Here is a 15,039-nt window from a genome sequence, read left to right on the forward strand (position 1 = left end):
ATTCATAAATAGCAAATTATTTATATGGAAAATTAAAATTAAGATTGAAAATTTTTGGATTTTGGTTATTAGAAAATTTAATAAGGTGAAACTATGAGGAAGCTTTCTCTTTTAGTTGTGGGGGTTATTGTATCAAGTTTATTGTTATGTGGATGTGTGTCAAACCAAGCAACAGAAAATCAGAAAACCTTAGTGGTCTATAGTTGTGGAGGTCCAACAGAAGCACTTCAAGAACTTAACTCAGTATTCGAGAAGAAATACAACTGTAAAATAGATTTTGTTGGAGCATCGTCAGGAACCTTAAGGAAGGCTATAGAAAATGGTGCATACTGTGATGTCTATATGCCAAGAGGAGTTAAACATGCAGAAATTCTATTAAATAAAAGTTTAATTGAGCCAGATTTCAAAATCTACCAATTTACTGAATGGGTAATAATAACGCCAAAAGGTAATCCAAAGAATATAACTAAATTAGAGGATTTGTTGAGGGACGATGTTAAAGTTTATACAAACTCAAAATCATCAATTCCAGAAAGTAGGGCATTAAAACCAAAAAAGGACTTAATTGAAAAAATTTATGAAAAGAGTGCAAAGGACTTTGATTGCTACAGAAAAATGTTGGAGTATGTTGTTGATGGAGAATGTGATGCTGCACTTGTTGAGAGAAGATGTACAACATTGGAAGGAATAAAAGGAAATGTTGAAATTATTGAGATTCCAAGAGAATATTTAAACAAAGCAGATGGATTTTTCACAGTAGGGGTTATGAAAAACTCAAAGAACAAAGATTTAGCATACAAATACATGGAATTTGTCTTATCAGATGAAGGACAGAGCATTTTAGCAAAACACGGCTTCATTCCAGTAAAATCTGAAAAAGGTCAAGAAATCCTAAACAAATACTACCCAGAATATAAAGACCTCGCCCCTAAATAATTATCTTCTTACTTTTTGATTCTATTTTTTAATTCTATTTTGTTGGGGTGATAATGTGGATTTGAAATTTAAAAGAATTTTATCATTAATTGTTAAATATGGTGTTTTTATCGTTGCCATCCCAACATTAGCTATTGTTATTTTAAGATGCCCATATGTTATTCCATTTTTAGCATGTGATATGTGTCCCGTTGTTGATTGTCCATCCAAATACCATAGAAGGGAGTTTGTTGTATTTGCCCTTGGGTATATTGCTTTGTTTAGGAAAGATTTTTGTGCTTGGGTTTGTCCTTATGGAACTTTGAACGATATTATCTACAAAATAAGAAGAAAACTTTCAAAAAAGACATTTAAAATCCCATTGGAGTTGAAATTGTCACTTAATTTTTTAAAGTATGTTGTGTTTGTTTTTGCCATAATCGCGATACTCAATGGAAACCCAAGATACTACGTTCCACTCCACACAAGTAGTTTAATAACATCAATAAAACTGGCTTTCATGACTGCTGGAAATGCCTACTACACAAGATTGGCATTAATACTGGTTGGATTACTTTTAGGTATTGTCATACCAAGATTTTGGTGTAGGTTTTTATGCCCTTACGGAACTACATTCCAATTAATAAAAAAAGGACTTAGAAAGTTAAAAAATGGATACAAAAATGAACATAAATGTGAAAAATGTTCAAAGTGTGGAAACTATGATTGACATATATGATATTTACCTTTCATTAGAGCGTTCTTTAAATTTCTTTTTGAGAGCTTTGCCGTATCTTATGTTGGGATTTATCTTATCCACTTATTTAAAAATAAAATTAAAAGGGGACTTAAGAAAAAAATTTGTCCATGTATTAGATGGTTCAAAAAAATCCATAGTTTTGGCATCTTTTATTGGAGCAATTTTACCACTATGTTCTGCAAGTGGTATTCCAGTGGCAAGTGCTATGAACTCAAAAGGTGCAAATTTGGGGGTTAGTTTTGCCTTTATGGTCTCTGCGTCTTCAATAAACCCTATTGGAATTTTACTGACGATTTCATTATTAGGGTATAAGATGGTGATTGTGCAAGTTTTAGCGTCTATAGTTTTGTCTATATTTGTGGGATTTATTTTTTACAATGAGAAGGCAATATTTTGTGGATTTGAAACCAAAAATCATAACAATAGTTTTTTTAGTGCGTTCATTGAGCAATTTAGAAAATTATTCCCGTCAATAGTTTTGGGATTCCTAATTTCTGGGTTCATAATGACTTATGTTCCAAAAGAGACAATTTTATTGGTTCTCTCCAATAACGTATACACATACTTCTATGTTTCAATAATAAGGATATTCATCTTCCTATGCCCATATGCAATGCTACCAATTATAAAAACGGTTGCAATTGAAGGAATTCCAAAAGGACTGATAGTTTCGTTCTTAATTTCAGCCCCTACTTTAGGATTGCCTATATTATTGCCTATGAAAAAATATTTTGGGAACAGATTAACATTAAAGTATGTATTTGGGGTTGTTGTTGGAAGTGGGATAATTGGGATAACTCTTGATAAAATAGGTGTGTAAGCTAAAATCGTTTGTGCATTATAAACAACATCCATCGAAATTAAAAGCACAAATAAACTAATTTTGGAATTTTACACATAATTTTGTTATTATTTAAAAAAGATTATGAATAAATGCAGAATTCTACAAAAACAACATGCTATTTTTATTGCTGTTCTTCTTCATTCATTTTCTCATTTTGCTTCAAACTTTTCCAAAGAAAGTATATTGAACCTCCCCACAATACAGTAGCCCCAATTATAAACATAATTATAGCAGAGATTGGCATGATTTCACCTACAACCTCTCAACTTTTCTTTTCCAAGGTATCTTAGAAAGTATAAATGCTAATATAAACGCTATTGGGATTATTAAGATTGCAATGCCCAAATATTTCCATGAGTAGCCCCCATACGGCTCATTTATTAAACTGACTACATCAAGTGATATAATGGTCAATAAAACCAATGGGGCCAAAATTCCAGCAAAATACTTCCACCAAGTCCCTATTTTTATTTCTGACAATCTGTTTACATAATCTATTATCTTTTCTCCTCCAAAAATCCACACAACTATTATAGCCTCCAAAACCCCAGCAATTGGTAATAAATAACCTGATGCAAAGTGGTCTATCATATCAAGCCAATATAAACCTGCTTTTGTAGCATATATTGAACTTCCAAGTAACCCCAAAGCCGTAACAAGTGTTAATGCTTTTTTCCTACTAACTTCAAATTTATCCATTATCGCAGAAACCAATGCTTCAATAAGGGAAACTGATGAAGATATACCAGCAATAACTAATGCAAAGAAGAATATTATCCCCATAATGACACTACCTACTGGCAATAGAGATATTGCCTTTGGAAATGTTACAAATGCTAACGCAATACCTTGAGAAACAACCTCATTTAGTGGCACTCCGGTTGCGTATGCCATATATCCAAGGGTTCCAAATACAGCAAAACCTGCCAAGAATGAGAACCCACAATTTAATAGGGAGATTGTAAATGCACTTGTTGTTATATCACTTTTTTTAGGGAGATAGCTTGCATATGCTATCATTATCCCAAATCCAAGGCTTAAACTAAAGAATATTTGTGAAAAAGCATTTATCCATATTTCAGGATTTTTTAACACTACAAAATTTGGTGTTAAATACCAACTTATTCCCTCCAATCCACCTGGTAGAGTTATGCCCCTAAACACCAAAATTAATACAAGTATAAACAACAGAGGTATGAATACTTTGTTTGCTTTCTCAAGGCCCTTCTTAACTCCACAACTTACTATCAAAAAGTTTATTGCCCAAATTGCTATGACCGATGCTAATATCCCCCACACAAATCCTCCAATTTCTCCAACACTACTTGAAATACTAAGGACTTCATTAAAGAAGGAAGTTATTTGGATCATTAGGTAAACCGAAAGCCACTATATTTATAAGATAGTATAAACACCAAGCAATTATAACATTGTAATAAGTAGTTATAACAAACCCTCCAATAACCGCAAGCCATCCTACCCATTCACTTTTTTCATATATTTTTTTAAATGCCAGTGGAGCAGAACCCTTTGTTAAATGCCCTAAAGCAAGTTCAAGTATCATTAGGGTAATTCCAACACAAAACAATGCCACAAAGTATGGAATTAGAAATGCCCCTCCCCCATTTGTATAAACCATATAACCAAATCTCCAAATATTCCCCAAGCCTATAGCTGAACCTACAGCTGCAAGTATGAAACCCAGCTTAGAACCCCATTGTTCCCTTAACTTCAAAATATCACCTTTACAATGTAATTGAATAATAAGTCATAAAAAATTGAAAATATTTAAATTAAAAATAATTAAAAATAAAAGATAAAAGTTATATTAACTTTTATGTTATATATAAGTTTTTTAAAATATTTGAGGAGGAAAGATGATGAAAAATACATTCAAATTGCCAATAATCTCAATACCGATATTACTTATTTTAATGATGCAGAGTTCTGCAGTATCAATCACTGCACCAGCAGTTACTCAAACAAATTATGGCTACAAAGGAGTTCCTGTAAACATTGAAGTTATTGTCACAAAAGGGGATGGGCATGTTTTTATGGACACAATGCCTTTAACCCAGTTAGATATGCAAGGTTCTGCAAGAATTGCAAGCAAGGTAGCATTTGACATTGCTGGAAAAAATCTGAAAGAATATAATGTCTATTATATAGTTAGGTCGGATGTACCGATAATTGGGGGCCCTTCTGCTGGGGCAACTTTATGTATTGCAACGATTGCCGAGTTGAATAATTGGAGTTTAAATAAGAACGTCATGATAACTGGGATGATAAATCCTGATGGAAGTATAGGTCCTGTTGGTGGAATTTTAGAGAAGATAGAGGCAGCAAAAGAGTGTGGATGTGATTACTTCCTAATTCCAAAGGGAGAAAGATATATTAGTTGTGGAAATAAAACAATCGATGCTGTTGAGTTTGGTAAGAGATTGGGAATTAAGGTTATTGAGGTGGAGAGTATATATGATGCCCTCTATTACTTCACAAATCACAAACTAAAAAAGAAAACCTATAGTCCAAACCCAATTATTGAAGATAAATATACAAAATCCATGAGAGCATTAGCAATAGAGGTGTTGAAAAAATCAAAAGGGAAATATACAGCAGTTGAAGAAAAATTAAATAGGAACTATCTCGGGTATGAATATCAAAGTTCTTTGGAAAATGAATTAAAAGAAGCAAAAAAACTAATAGAAAAAGCAGATAACCAATATATGGATGGAAAATATTATGCATCAACATGTAGCGGGTTCAATGCATTAATAAAACTTGAAACTATAGATGCCACAATTGACTATTTAAATGGAGAAGACGTAAAAAAGTATCTCTTAAACATTCAAAATGACTTAGAGAATAAAAAAGAAGTAATAAACAACCACAAAATAACAAAGAACAATATAGAGTTTGTAATTGCAGCAAAGAATAGGATATTTGAAGGAGAGAACCTCCTTGATGACGCCTGGAAAAGCTACTATGCCAATTCGCCAATTGAAGCTATAAAATATGGGGCTTATGCTAAATGCAGGGGAGACAGTGCTATATGGTGGTTAAATTTAAGCCCAGATAATGGTGGAGAAACTATAAACCCACAAAACCTTAAGCAACTTTCCCAAGAATACCTTGATAATGCGGAAACTATTGTTCTGTATTCTTCAATGGTGATGCCATCTCCACTTGTAGATGAAGGGGAAGAAAAGCTAAATAATGCAAAAAATGCATATAATGAAAAGGATTACTTACTAACAATCTCAAATAGCATTGATGCATCAGTTTTAGCAACAACATCATTGGAGTTCATGAACGATTACAACTACCTAAGGAACCTTGCAAGGGAAAAGATAAACCTTGCAGAAAGTTATGGAATATTGCCAATGTCTGCTTTGGGATATTATGAATATGCTGAAAGTTTAAATGACACAACCTCAAAAATTATGTATTACAAATATGCCACATCCTATGCTCAAATGGACATTGACATATTAAAGGCAATAAATTACATAAGTAGTATAAATGAAACAGAAACCATAACAACAAGCAGTTACTACAACAACAGTAATAGTAATTATGATAAAGAAACTCCACAGTTTGAAAAGGTAGAACCAATAAACACAGTAAATGTAAAAAATGTATTTATAAATGTATCCTACTTGATCGTTGGATTGATTTGTGGATTGTTTGGTGGATATTACTTGAGAGATAAATAATTAGCCAAAATTTTTAACTTTTATTTAACTTCTAAATTTTTTAAATTTCAATTACTGGGAAGCTGACCTCCTCTCCGCCTAAAGGGCGGAGGTTCCCATGGGGAACACCCTCTCATCCTCGTCGCCGAGGCGTCATTGGGCAGGTTATGTTCATCAGGCTGGGTCAGGCAGCCTTCAAAGAGTACATATATTAGAACCGCCATATAAATTTTGTGGATTGGCGTGGCATAAAAATCACGACTGGTGCCCATGATGAAGAAATCAATTACCATGAAAGTCAGAGAATCACTAACAAGACATGCACAAATGAAAATTGAACAAAGTTTTGTTGATTTCAAAAATGCTGTAAATGACTGGATAGACATTTCTGTAAACAATGGATGGATTACAACGAGAAAACTCCAAAGTTATGGTTATAGACAATTGCGAGAAAAATATGGTAATTTGTATTCTAACGTGTTGATAGAAGCTATGGACGTCGCTATTCAGTGTTTGAAACAAACAAAAACTAAAAAAATAAAACCAAAATTCAAAACTGACTTGGTATGTTTCAAAAATAAAGACTATAAACTGCACAGTTTTGGAGTTATTTTACCTTTGTGTAAAGAAAGAACATATATTCCGTTATACATACCTAAAAAATTCAAAAAATACCTGAACAATTACAAACTTGGGAGGTTAACAATTTTCAAAGAGATAATTGGTATTATGTTTCTATATCAGTTACAATAGACACACCACAAAGAAATACTACAAGTGTCATTGGAGTAGATTTGGGTATATATAATCTTGTAGTTGTTGCTGATGATAAAGGCAATGAGTTACTTAGAATACACGGAGATGGAATCATAGGATATAAGACAAAGTTAGAAAAGAGGGATATTAGGAGATATGTTAACGTTTACAAAAATTGTTATGCAAAAATTGGCGATAAATTTAAAAGATATTCTGCATATATAAATCATGTTATATCTAAGAAAATAGTTGAAATTGCTAAAAACAGGAATGCAACTATTATAATAGAGAATCTAAAAGGACTAAAAGGAAAGTCTCGAAGCCTAAGGAACTTGTTTATGAAATGGACTTATCATGATTTGATAAGTAAAATTGAATATAAAGCAAAAGAGAATGGTATTCCTGTAGTCAAAGTTAACCCAAAATATACATCTAAGAAGTGTAGCAAATGTGGTTTTATCAATAAAAATCTGAAAAATGAAAGGATGTTTGTTTGTCCAAAGTGTGGTTTAGAAATTGATAGGGACTTGAATGCGGCAATAAATTTAGCTAAATCTTCTCCGCCCTAAAGAGCAGAGCTTCTTAGGAGTAAATAAAGGTGAAACAAATGGAACCTTACTGCAAAATAAACGACATAATCAAGGAGGCAATAAAAGATATAACCCCACCAGAAAGCATTAAGATATTTGATACAACTCTAAGGGATGGAGAACAAACACCAGGAGTTTCTTTAACACCTGATGAGAAAGTTGAAATTGCTATAGCGTTAAACAATATTGGTGTTGATGTTATAGAGGCGGGATTTCCCGTATCTTCCCTTGGAGAACAGGAGGCAGTGAAGAAAATAACTTCCCTTGACTTAGATGCAGAAATTTGTGGACTTGCAAGAGCAGTAAAGAAAGATATTGACGTAGCTATTGATTGTGGAGTTGATAGGATACACACATTTATAGCAACATCTCCATTGCATAGGAAGTATAAGTTAAAGATGGATAAAGAAGAGGTTATAAACAAGGCTGTTGAGGCAATAGAATACATAAAAAGCCATGGCATTAAAGTTGAGTTTTCAGCAGAGGATGCGACAAGAACTGAAATTGATTATTTGATAGAGGTTTATAAAAATGCGGTTGATGCTGGGGCGGATGTTATAAACGTCCCAGATACAGTTGGAGTTATGATACCTAAGGCAATGGAGTATTTAATAAGGGAGATTAAAAAAGAGATAGATGTTCCAATTTCAGTGCACTGCCACAACGATTTTGGGCTTGCAGTTGCTAACTCCATAGCAGCAGTTGAGGCAGGGGCAGAGCAGATACATTGCACAGTGAATGGTATTGGAGAGAGAGCAGGGAACGCATCATTAGAAGAGGTTGTTATGATTTTAAAGAGCATATATGGACTAAATACAAAGATAAAAACTGAAAAATTAACCGATTTATCAAGATTGGTATCAAGATTAACAGGCATAAAAACTCAGCCAAACAAGGCAGTCGTTGGAGAAAATGCCTTTGCTCATGAGAGTGGAATACATGCACACGGTGTTTTAGAGCATGCTTTAACCTATGAACCAATTCCACCTGAACTCGTAGGGCAAAAAAGAAAAATTATCCTTGGAAAACACACTGGAGCACATGCAATAAAAGCAAAACTTAAAGAACTCGGTATTGAGGTTGGGAAAAACGTTACAGAAGAGCAATTTAAAGAGATCATAAATAGAATAAAATCACTTGGAGATAAAGGTAAGAGAGTCACTGATGCCGATGTTGAGGCAATAGTAGAGGATGTTACAAAAAGAACATTAAAATCAGAGAGAGTTGTAGATTTAGAGCAAATTGCAGTTATGACAGGGAATAGGGTAATCCCAACAGCATCAGTTGCTTTAAGGATAAATGAGGAAGTTAAGAAGGCATCTGCTATTGGTGTAGGTCCAGTTGATGCAGCAGTTAAGGCAATCCAGTCAGTTATTGGGGAGAAGATAAAGTTGAAAGAATACCACATAAATGCCATCACTGGAGGAACTGATGCGTTAGCAGAGGTCATTGTTACGTTAGAAGGTTATGGTAAAGAGGTAACAACAAAGGCAGCGAGGGAAGATATCGTTAGGGCATCAGTTGAGGCAGTAATTGAGGGGATTAATAAGATATTGAGGTCTCAAGTAAAGTAACATATAGTCGTGTGCGGAATTAATATACGGCAAAACCTATAGGTTTTGCCATTAATTTTTAAACTTATTTATACATTAGTGAATTTCAAATAATCATTATTCTTCATTAAAATTTGAAATAACTCATAAAACCTTAAAAATTTACTAATAACATATTTCCAATTTCTAACGCACACGACTATAATTTAATTTTCAATGTAGCATATTAGGTAAGTAAAGATTTATATGACAATGAATATCTACAACCTAACCTCCCTCGCTGAAAATTTTTATTTTTTAATTTAATTGATTTTTAGGAGTTATTTTTTAATTTTATGGATTTTTATCAAATTTCGAAGGGTGCTTTATTTTGAAAGATTTGCATATTTAAATTTAATGATTTATTGAGATTTTTGGATTTAAAAACCTAATAGATTATATTTCAAATTTTCCCCGATTAATAGGGTTTATTTAACAATTTAAAACGATTTTAAAAAATTACTTCGAATTTAAACGATTTTTAGGGAAGTGCAGAGGTATATAAATGAACAGTGTTAATACCCCTTCGAAAATTAACGTCCCAAAAAGAAGCAAATAGAAACCTTTATATAGGAAAAAGAGCAAAATATTGTCCTGTTAAAATCAGACCCATAGGGGGATGGAAATTGTTATCACCTCCTTTTTGTTTTTTGAGTGGTTTGATAACAGTTAAAATCAGACCCATAGGGGGATGGAAATTTTACATTTTAAGTTGCACTGTTTAAAATATATCACAGTTAAAATCAGACCCATAGGGGGATGGAAATAACAACTTGCTGAGGAGTGTGGTGTTTCAACTGTTGCGTTAAAATCAGACCCATAGGGGGATGGAAATTTTTGAAATCATCTATTATAGATGCATTAAGATCTTCAAAATAGTTAAAATCAGACCCATAGGGGGATGGAAATAATAAGGCAAGTCTTGAATTAAACTCTCAATTAGAAAGTTAAAATCAGACCCTTAGGGGGATGGAAATAGATTCTGATTTTAAAAAAGGGAAAAAAGCATTCAAAGTTAAAATCAGACCCTTAGGGGGATGGAAATTATTTCTTCTGTATATCTCTTCTTAAATCCTCAATCTCGTTAAAATCAGACCCTTAGGGGGATGGAAATTTTATATTTATCTAAAAGAGGCATTGCTGAGCGAAGCGAAGCAATGCATCCCATTTTGATGAAACTTTTTTTAAAAGTTTCAATTAGAGCCATAGGGGGATGGAAACACCACTTGATAAATCATAAAATGGGCATTTCTTATAAGTTAAAATCAGACCCTTAGGGATGAAAATAGAAAAAAGAAGTTTTTTATCAAAATTAAGTGATTTGTTAAAATCAGCCCTTGGGATGGAAATTTTATTTTTACCTAAAAGAGGCACTGCCGAGCGTAGCGAGGCAGTGCATCCCTTTGATGAAACTTTTTAAAAGTTTCTTTTAAAGGTTTCAATTAGAGCCATAGGGGGATGGAAACACTTTTCTCAAATGGATACAATCCCCAACATCAACAATTTCCAATTTTTCATCCGTTTGCAATACAATACCCTCATAGGTAATATCAACAACATGACCAAAAATCTCTCTGTTTGGAGTTATTATTTTCACGTATTCATTTAACGTCAAAGAATTTTCCTTATATTCCTTCAAAATATTCTCTGGACTTAAATTGTTTAAATAACTCTCAAAAATCTCCAAAAATGTTTTTAAAATTTCCATCTTATCGAATTCCTTCCCTTCAACTTCTTTTAATGATGTTGCAATATCTCTAATCTCCTCCCTAATTTTATTATTCACATTAATTCCAATCCCAAGAACCATAAAACCATATTCCACATTAATCTCACTCAAAATTCCACAGATTTTTTTATTATTGACTATTATATCATTAGGCCATTTTATACCATAGTTTTTATTTGAGTAGTTTTTTAAGGTTTTAACCATGCAGATTGGTGCCAAAAAATTCAATACTGGGAATTTATCCACATCAGATTCCAAAACAATTGAAAAATACAATCCTCCAAAATCAGAAAACCACACCCTATTTAGCCTACCCCTTCCAGAGGTTTGCTCATCTGCAACCACTACAATATCCCTCTTCCCCTCCTTTGCAAGTTTATACGCGTAGGTGTTTGTAGAATCTATCCTATTCAAATGGATAATTTCAAATCTCCCCAATATCTCCCTCCACTTTAAAATTCTCAATTGCATTTAAAAATAGATGGTTTATTGAGACCCTCCTAACAATTTCTGGGGAGATATAAAGTTCATCTCTAATACCCTTCTTCAATTTCCCAACTACCAAAACAATATCCCCAATATCAAATTTCTCAAGGTATTTTGCCATTCCTCTAAATCCAACAACCCTAACATCCCCAGTAAAGTCATCAACAGTTATTGAACAAACCTCTTTTGCTTTGTTTTCATACTTTGATATTACAACCCCATAGATAGCAACCCTTGAAACTTTACCATAAACTGGATGCTCCAAATAATTACTCTCCCATTTACCCTCAGTTACCACATAATTCCCCTCATCTAATGCCTTTAATGGAATTCTTTTGGCAGTTAGCCTCATAAACTCACCTTAGTTTAGTTTATTTTTATTAGTATTTTTATTAGTTTAGTTTATCTTGTTTTTTTTATTCAGCTTTTGAATTATGTCCTCAAACTCCATCAACAACTCCTCATCCGCATCATCCACCACAACAACATTTCCCAAAATTATTATGCCTTTTGGTGTGAGTTTTGTAGTTCCAAAAACCAAAACTTTGCTATTTATATTCAATTGAACATCGTTGGAATTTTTTCTTAAAGATACCAAAATTTCCCCACTATCATCTTCAACCTTTATCTTTTCACCAATATCTTTAACTCTCCCTATTACAGCAACTTTTTCATCAATATCCTTTATCTCACTTATTTTTTTTAATTTATACATAAACTATCCACCAATTATTCTTTGTTATGTTGTTCTTTTTTCCTTTTAAATTCCTCAATTGGATTTGTCTCTTCCCAATATCTCGCTTTAAATACTGGGGATTGCAAATAGTCATCAAACACCACAATTCCCTTAACAACAACATCCATACCCAAAAGTTTCTCATTTAAATACTTCTCTAAATCCTCCCCTTCAATAACCAATCTCTTTAACTCATTAAAATCAATCGCATCGGTATTGTCATTCAAAACAACCTTTATATTGCCAGAACCATCATCAACCGTCACATTGCACAAAAATATCCATTTTAAATCCTCACTTTCCTCGTCAACTTTATTTCCACAACCACATATAGCATAACCCTTCTTTAAAACCATCTTTTTATTACATTTTTCACATACTGGGAAATAAGGCTCAGAACTATGGATTGCAACAATAATTCCCCTAATCTCTGCTCCTTCCCCTTCTTTTAACTCATCTATTTTTTTCCTTTCAAATGAAAGTTTCTTCTCATTAACCATTCTTATAAGTTCTTCAATTGGAGGTAAATCTGCCTTAACCTTAACAATATCTCCCTCTCTAATGGATAAGTGAACCCTATCTTTGTATATTTTTGGAGCGTAAGCATTCTTTATTAAAACACAATCTCCTTCCTTCAAATTTTTAGTTTTAATTAATTCAATGTCCTCATTCCACAGTGACAACAAAGCTCTTCTTGTCCCATCATTTAAGAGAATATTAACTACTTTATTCCCATTAACTTCCTTCACATCAAAAATTCTCTCAATCCTTGCAACAGCATTAATTTCGATCATCCTCTCCAAAACATCCTCTAATGGAATGATATCTACATCAATCTCATCCAATTCAACTTCTTCTTCCATTTCCTCTTTTTCTTTACCTTTCTTTTCTTCTTCTTTTTCTTCATCTCCTCCATCTTCATCCTTTAATTCTTTCAATTCTTTAAATATTAACAAAGTTGCCGCTTCTTTATTTAACAACCCACCATATTCCTTAACTTTTTTGTCAATTAATTCATCAAGTTCTTTTTCTGAAATTTTTAACTTATCCATTATCTTTTTTCTCACTTCTTCTAAATCCACCATAATTCCACCGTATTTTTAAGGAAAGCTGGGTATATATTGTTATTATAGTCGTTCTGCAATAGTTTAAATTAATTCCTTGCTAAACATGATTAAATTGAAAATTTAGGCAACTATCTATGAAACTTGCAGGGCATATAAACTCTCAAATTTACAAAGCCAATAAATGAGGTTATTACCATTTCTAAAACTGCACACATTATAACAGTTCATCCAAATCATTTATTCTTGAAAATACATTTATAGTCCATTATTTATATATGTTTATATACCCCAAAGGATGTGATACGATGATAGGAACCCCTCTTTTAGACGGCGCAACAAAGATACTACTCTTAGGTAGTGGAGAATTAGGAAAAGAAGTTGTTATTGAAGCCCAAAGGTTAGGAGTTGAGTGCATTGCGGTGGATAGATACCAAAATGCCCCAGCAATGCAAGTTGCTCATAGAAGTTATGTTATTGACATGAAGGATAGGGATGCATTGAGAGCAATAATTGAGAGAGAGAATCCTGACTACATTGTCCCTGAAATTGAAGCAATAAACACAGACACATTAATAGAAATGGAAAAAGAAGGATACACAGTTATTCCTACTGCAAAAGCCACAAAAATCACTATGGATAGGGAAGGAATAAGAAGATTGGCAGCAGAGGAATTAAAATTAAAAACTGCAAAATATGAATTCGCAACATCATTAGATGAGTTAAAAGAGGCAGTAGAAAAAATAGGCATTCCATGTGTTGTAAAGCCAATCATGTCATCTTCTGGAAAAGGGCAAAGTGTTATTAAATCCAAAGAAGATATTGAAAAGGCATGGGAGATTGCTCAAAAAGGTGCAAGAGGATTGGCAAATAAAGTTATCGTTGAGGAGTTTATTAACTTTGATTATGAGATAACTCTTTTAACAGCAAGAACTGTTGAAGGGACAAAGTTCTGCGAGCCAATTGGGCACATTCAAATAGATGGTGACTACCACGAAAGTTGGCAACCACATCCAATGAGTGAAGAACTTAAAAAGGACGCCCAAGATATTGCCAAAAAAATCACCGATGCGTTAGGAGGTTATGGAATATTTGGTGTTGAGTTGTTTGTTAGGGGAGATGAAGTAATATTCAGTGAGGTTTCCCCAAGACCACACGACACTGGAATGGTTACCATGGTTACGCAAGAAATGAGTGAATTTGAAATCCATGTTAGGGCAATCTTAGGGTTACCTGTCTCAACAAAACTCATCTCATGTGGAGCGAGCCACGTAATAAAATCAGACATACATAAGTGGAATCCAAAATATGACATAAGCGAAGCATTGAAAGTTCCAAACACAAAGATAAGGTTATTCGGAAAGCCAGTTGCTACTGTTGGTAGAAGGATGGGAGTTGCTCTTGCAACTGCTGATAGTATTGAAGAAGCAAGAAAAAATGCTGAGAAGTGTGCTCATGCTGTAAAGATTAAATAAAAGATTAAAAAAATAAATAAAAGTTAATGTAAGGTTTGATTAATGGTTTATTAATAATTCATTTTTGTCCTAATTATTATTCTTCGCTCATGTTCATTCAAGATTACCTAATATAAATAGTGTACTATTATCGTGGCTTTGCGGGCTGCATATAAAAAATTATCATGGTAAAACTTGTTTGCCGTATAAGTAATGATATTTGAAGATGAGCGTTAACTGAATATATATGGTAAGGTGATATTATTGTTAGAAAACATATTTAATGTTCCTTTATTATTTGGGACTATTTTTTTAATATTTACAATTTATAAATATGTATTATTAGAAACCAGTATGAAAAAAAAGATGTTAGTAGCTGTCATTTGTATTACATATGGATTACTAACAAAGTTAATGG

General features: G+C 33.0%; 13 protein-coding genes, 1 pseudogene and 1 CRISPR repeat array. Of the genes and pseudogenes, 8 read left to right on the plus strand and 6 right to left on the minus strand.

Annotated elements, in window-relative coordinates:
- The first annotated feature begins 93 nt into the window (after positions 1–93).
- The 3 genes from METIG_RS05255 to METIG_RS05265 are packed head-to-tail and all read left to right on the plus strand — an operon-like array spanning position 94 to position 2,495.
- A complete protein-coding gene (locus METIG_RS05255) occupies positions 94–936 on the plus strand; it encodes a substrate-binding domain-containing protein (protein WP_013799193.1) in 843 nt (280 codons plus the stop codon).
- Positions 937–991: 55 nt separating this feature from the next.
- On the plus strand, positions 992–1,645 hold the full coding sequence (locus tag METIG_RS05260; protein WP_013799194.1) for a 4Fe-4S binding protein: 654 nt from the start codon (positions 992–994) through the stop codon (positions 1,643–1,645).
- Positions 1,638–2,495, plus strand: coding sequence for a permease (locus METIG_RS05265; protein WP_013799195.1), 858 nt, complete (start codon positions 1,638–1,640; stop codon positions 2,493–2,495). The genes METIG_RS05260 and METIG_RS05265 overlap by 8 nt, the downstream gene beginning before the upstream one ends.
- Positions 2,496–2,640: 145 nt before the next feature.
- On the opposite strand, the gene METIG_RS09445 is transcribed toward METIG_RS05265, so the two are convergent.
- On the minus strand, positions 2,641–2,763 hold the full coding sequence (locus METIG_RS09445; RefSeq protein ID WP_157209552.1) for a MetS family NSS transporter small subunit: 123 nt from the start codon (positions 2,761–2,763) through the stop codon (positions 2,641–2,643).
- An 8-nt stretch (positions 2,764–2,771) separates the two neighbouring features.
- A pseudogene (locus METIG_RS05270) lies at positions 2,772–4,254 on the minus strand (sodium-dependent transporter).
- A gap of 145 nt (positions 4,255–4,399) precedes the next feature.
- On the opposite strand from METIG_RS05270, the gene METIG_RS05275 reads away from it, so the two are divergent.
- The 4 genes from METIG_RS05275 to METIG_RS05290 all read left to right on the plus strand — a co-directional run bounded on the left by METIG_RS05275 (position 4,400) and on the right by METIG_RS05290 (position 9,134).
- Entirely contained in the window at positions 4,400–6,235 is a 1,836-nt protein-coding gene (locus METIG_RS05275) for a S16 family serine protease (protein ID WP_013799196.1), read from the plus strand.
- A gap of 270 nt (positions 6,236–6,505) precedes the next feature.
- Complete coding sequence (locus METIG_RS05280; RefSeq protein WP_172632610.1) at positions 6,506–6,967, plus strand: hypothetical protein; 462 nt, start codon at positions 6,506–6,508, stop codon at positions 6,965–6,967.
- Positions 6,964–7,539 (plus strand): RNA-guided endonuclease InsQ/TnpB family protein, encoded by a 576-nt coding sequence (locus tag METIG_RS05285; RefSeq protein ID WP_245527634.1) that lies wholly within the window; start codon positions 6,964–6,966, stop codon positions 7,537–7,539. The genes METIG_RS05280 and METIG_RS05285 overlap by 4 nt, the downstream gene beginning before the upstream one ends.
- Before the next feature lie 38 nt (positions 7,540–7,577).
- A complete protein-coding gene (locus METIG_RS05290) occupies positions 7,578–9,134 on the plus strand; it encodes a 2-isopropylmalate synthase (protein WP_013799197.1) in 1,557 nt (518 codons plus the stop codon).
- Between the two features lie 614 nt (positions 9,135–9,748).
- Positions 9,749–10,373: direct repeats of the CRISPR family, unit length 31 nt; unit sequence GTTAAAATCAGACCCATAGGGGGATGGAAAT.
- A gap of 217 nt (positions 10,374–10,590) precedes the next feature.
- Here METIG_RS05290 and METIG_RS05295 read toward each other — a convergent pair.
- Genes METIG_RS05295 through METIG_RS05310 form a run of 4 tightly spaced genes read right to left on the minus strand, consistent with a single transcriptional unit; the run spans position 10,591 to position 13,188 of the window.
- Entirely contained in the window at positions 10,591–11,352 is a 762-nt protein-coding gene (locus METIG_RS05295) for a biotin--[acetyl-CoA-carboxylase] ligase (RefSeq protein WP_048055549.1), read from the minus strand.
- Positions 11,306–11,719 carry an OB-fold nucleic acid binding domain-containing protein gene (locus METIG_RS05300; RefSeq protein WP_013799199.1) on the minus strand — a complete coding sequence of 138 codons (414 nt, stop codon included), beginning with the start codon at positions 11,717–11,719 and terminating at the stop codon, positions 11,306–11,308. The genes METIG_RS05295 and METIG_RS05300 overlap by 47 nt, the downstream gene beginning before the upstream one ends.
- Before the next feature lie 45 nt (positions 11,720–11,764).
- The gene (locus METIG_RS05305; protein ID WP_013799200.1) at positions 11,765–12,082 is read right to left on the minus strand and encodes a DNA-binding protein; all 318 of its coding nucleotides are present in this window, start codon (positions 12,080–12,082) and stop codon (positions 11,765–11,767) included.
- Between the two features lie 14 nt (positions 12,083–12,096).
- Entirely contained in the window at positions 12,097–13,188 is a 1,092-nt protein-coding gene (locus tag METIG_RS05310; RefSeq protein ID WP_013799201.1) for a nucleic acid-binding protein, read from the minus strand.
- 287 nt (positions 13,189–13,475) lie between these two features.
- On the opposite strand from METIG_RS05310, the gene purT reads away from it, so the two are divergent.
- Positions 13,476–14,642: a formate-dependent phosphoribosylglycinamide formyltransferase gene (gene purT, locus METIG_RS05315; protein ID WP_013799202.1), complete on the plus strand. Its 1,167-nt coding sequence runs from the start codon at positions 13,476–13,478 to the stop codon at positions 14,640–14,642.
- Positions 14,643–15,039 lie beyond the last annotated feature (397 nt).

This window comes from Methanotorris igneus Kol 5, from assembly GCF_000214415.1.
In the GTDB taxonomy this organism is placed as follows: Archaea; AGJL01; Methanococci; order Methanococcales; family Methanococcaceae; genus Methanotorris; species Methanotorris igneus.

What these genes read in the sequence shown, in the direction of transcription:
- METIG_RS05255 (WP_013799193.1), top strand. Translation starts at nt 94, where the DNA reads ATGAGGAAGCTTTCTCTTTTAGTTGTGGGGGTTATTGTATCAAGTTTA.
- METIG_RS05265 (WP_013799195.1), top strand. Translation starts at nt 1,638, where the DNA reads ATGATTGACATATATGATATTTACCTTTCATTAGAGCGTTCTTTAAAT.
- METIG_RS09445 (WP_157209552.1), bottom strand. Translation starts at nt 2,763, where the DNA reads ATGCCAATCTCTGCTATAATTATGTTTATAATTGGGGCTACTGTATTG.
- METIG_RS05275 (WP_013799196.1), top strand. Translation starts at nt 4,400, where the DNA reads ATGAAAAATACATTCAAATTGCCAATAATCTCAATACCGATATTACTT.
- METIG_RS05280 (WP_172632610.1), top strand. Translation starts at nt 6,506, where the DNA reads ATGAAAGTCAGAGAATCACTAACAAGACATGCACAAATGAAAATTGAA.
- METIG_RS05290 (WP_013799197.1), top strand. Translation starts at nt 7,578, where the DNA reads ATGGAACCTTACTGCAAAATAAACGACATAATCAAGGAGGCAATAAAA.
- METIG_RS05295 (WP_048055549.1), bottom strand. Translation starts at nt 11,352, where the DNA reads ATGCAATTGAGAATTTTAAAGTGGAGGGAGATATTGGGGAGATTTGAA.
- METIG_RS05300 (WP_013799199.1), bottom strand. Translation starts at nt 11,719, where the DNA reads ATGAGGCTAACTGCCAAAAGAATTCCATTAAAGGCATTAGATGAGGGG.
- METIG_RS05305 (WP_013799200.1), bottom strand. Translation starts at nt 12,082, where the DNA reads ATGTATAAATTAAAAAAAATAAGTGAGATAAAGGATATTGATGAAAAA.
- METIG_RS05310 (WP_013799201.1), bottom strand. Translation starts at nt 13,188, where the DNA reads ATGGTGGATTTAGAAGAAGTGAGAAAAAAGATAATGGATAAGTTAAAA.
- purT (WP_013799202.1), top strand. Translation starts at nt 13,476, where the DNA reads ATGATAGGAACCCCTCTTTTAGACGGCGCAACAAAGATACTACTCTTA.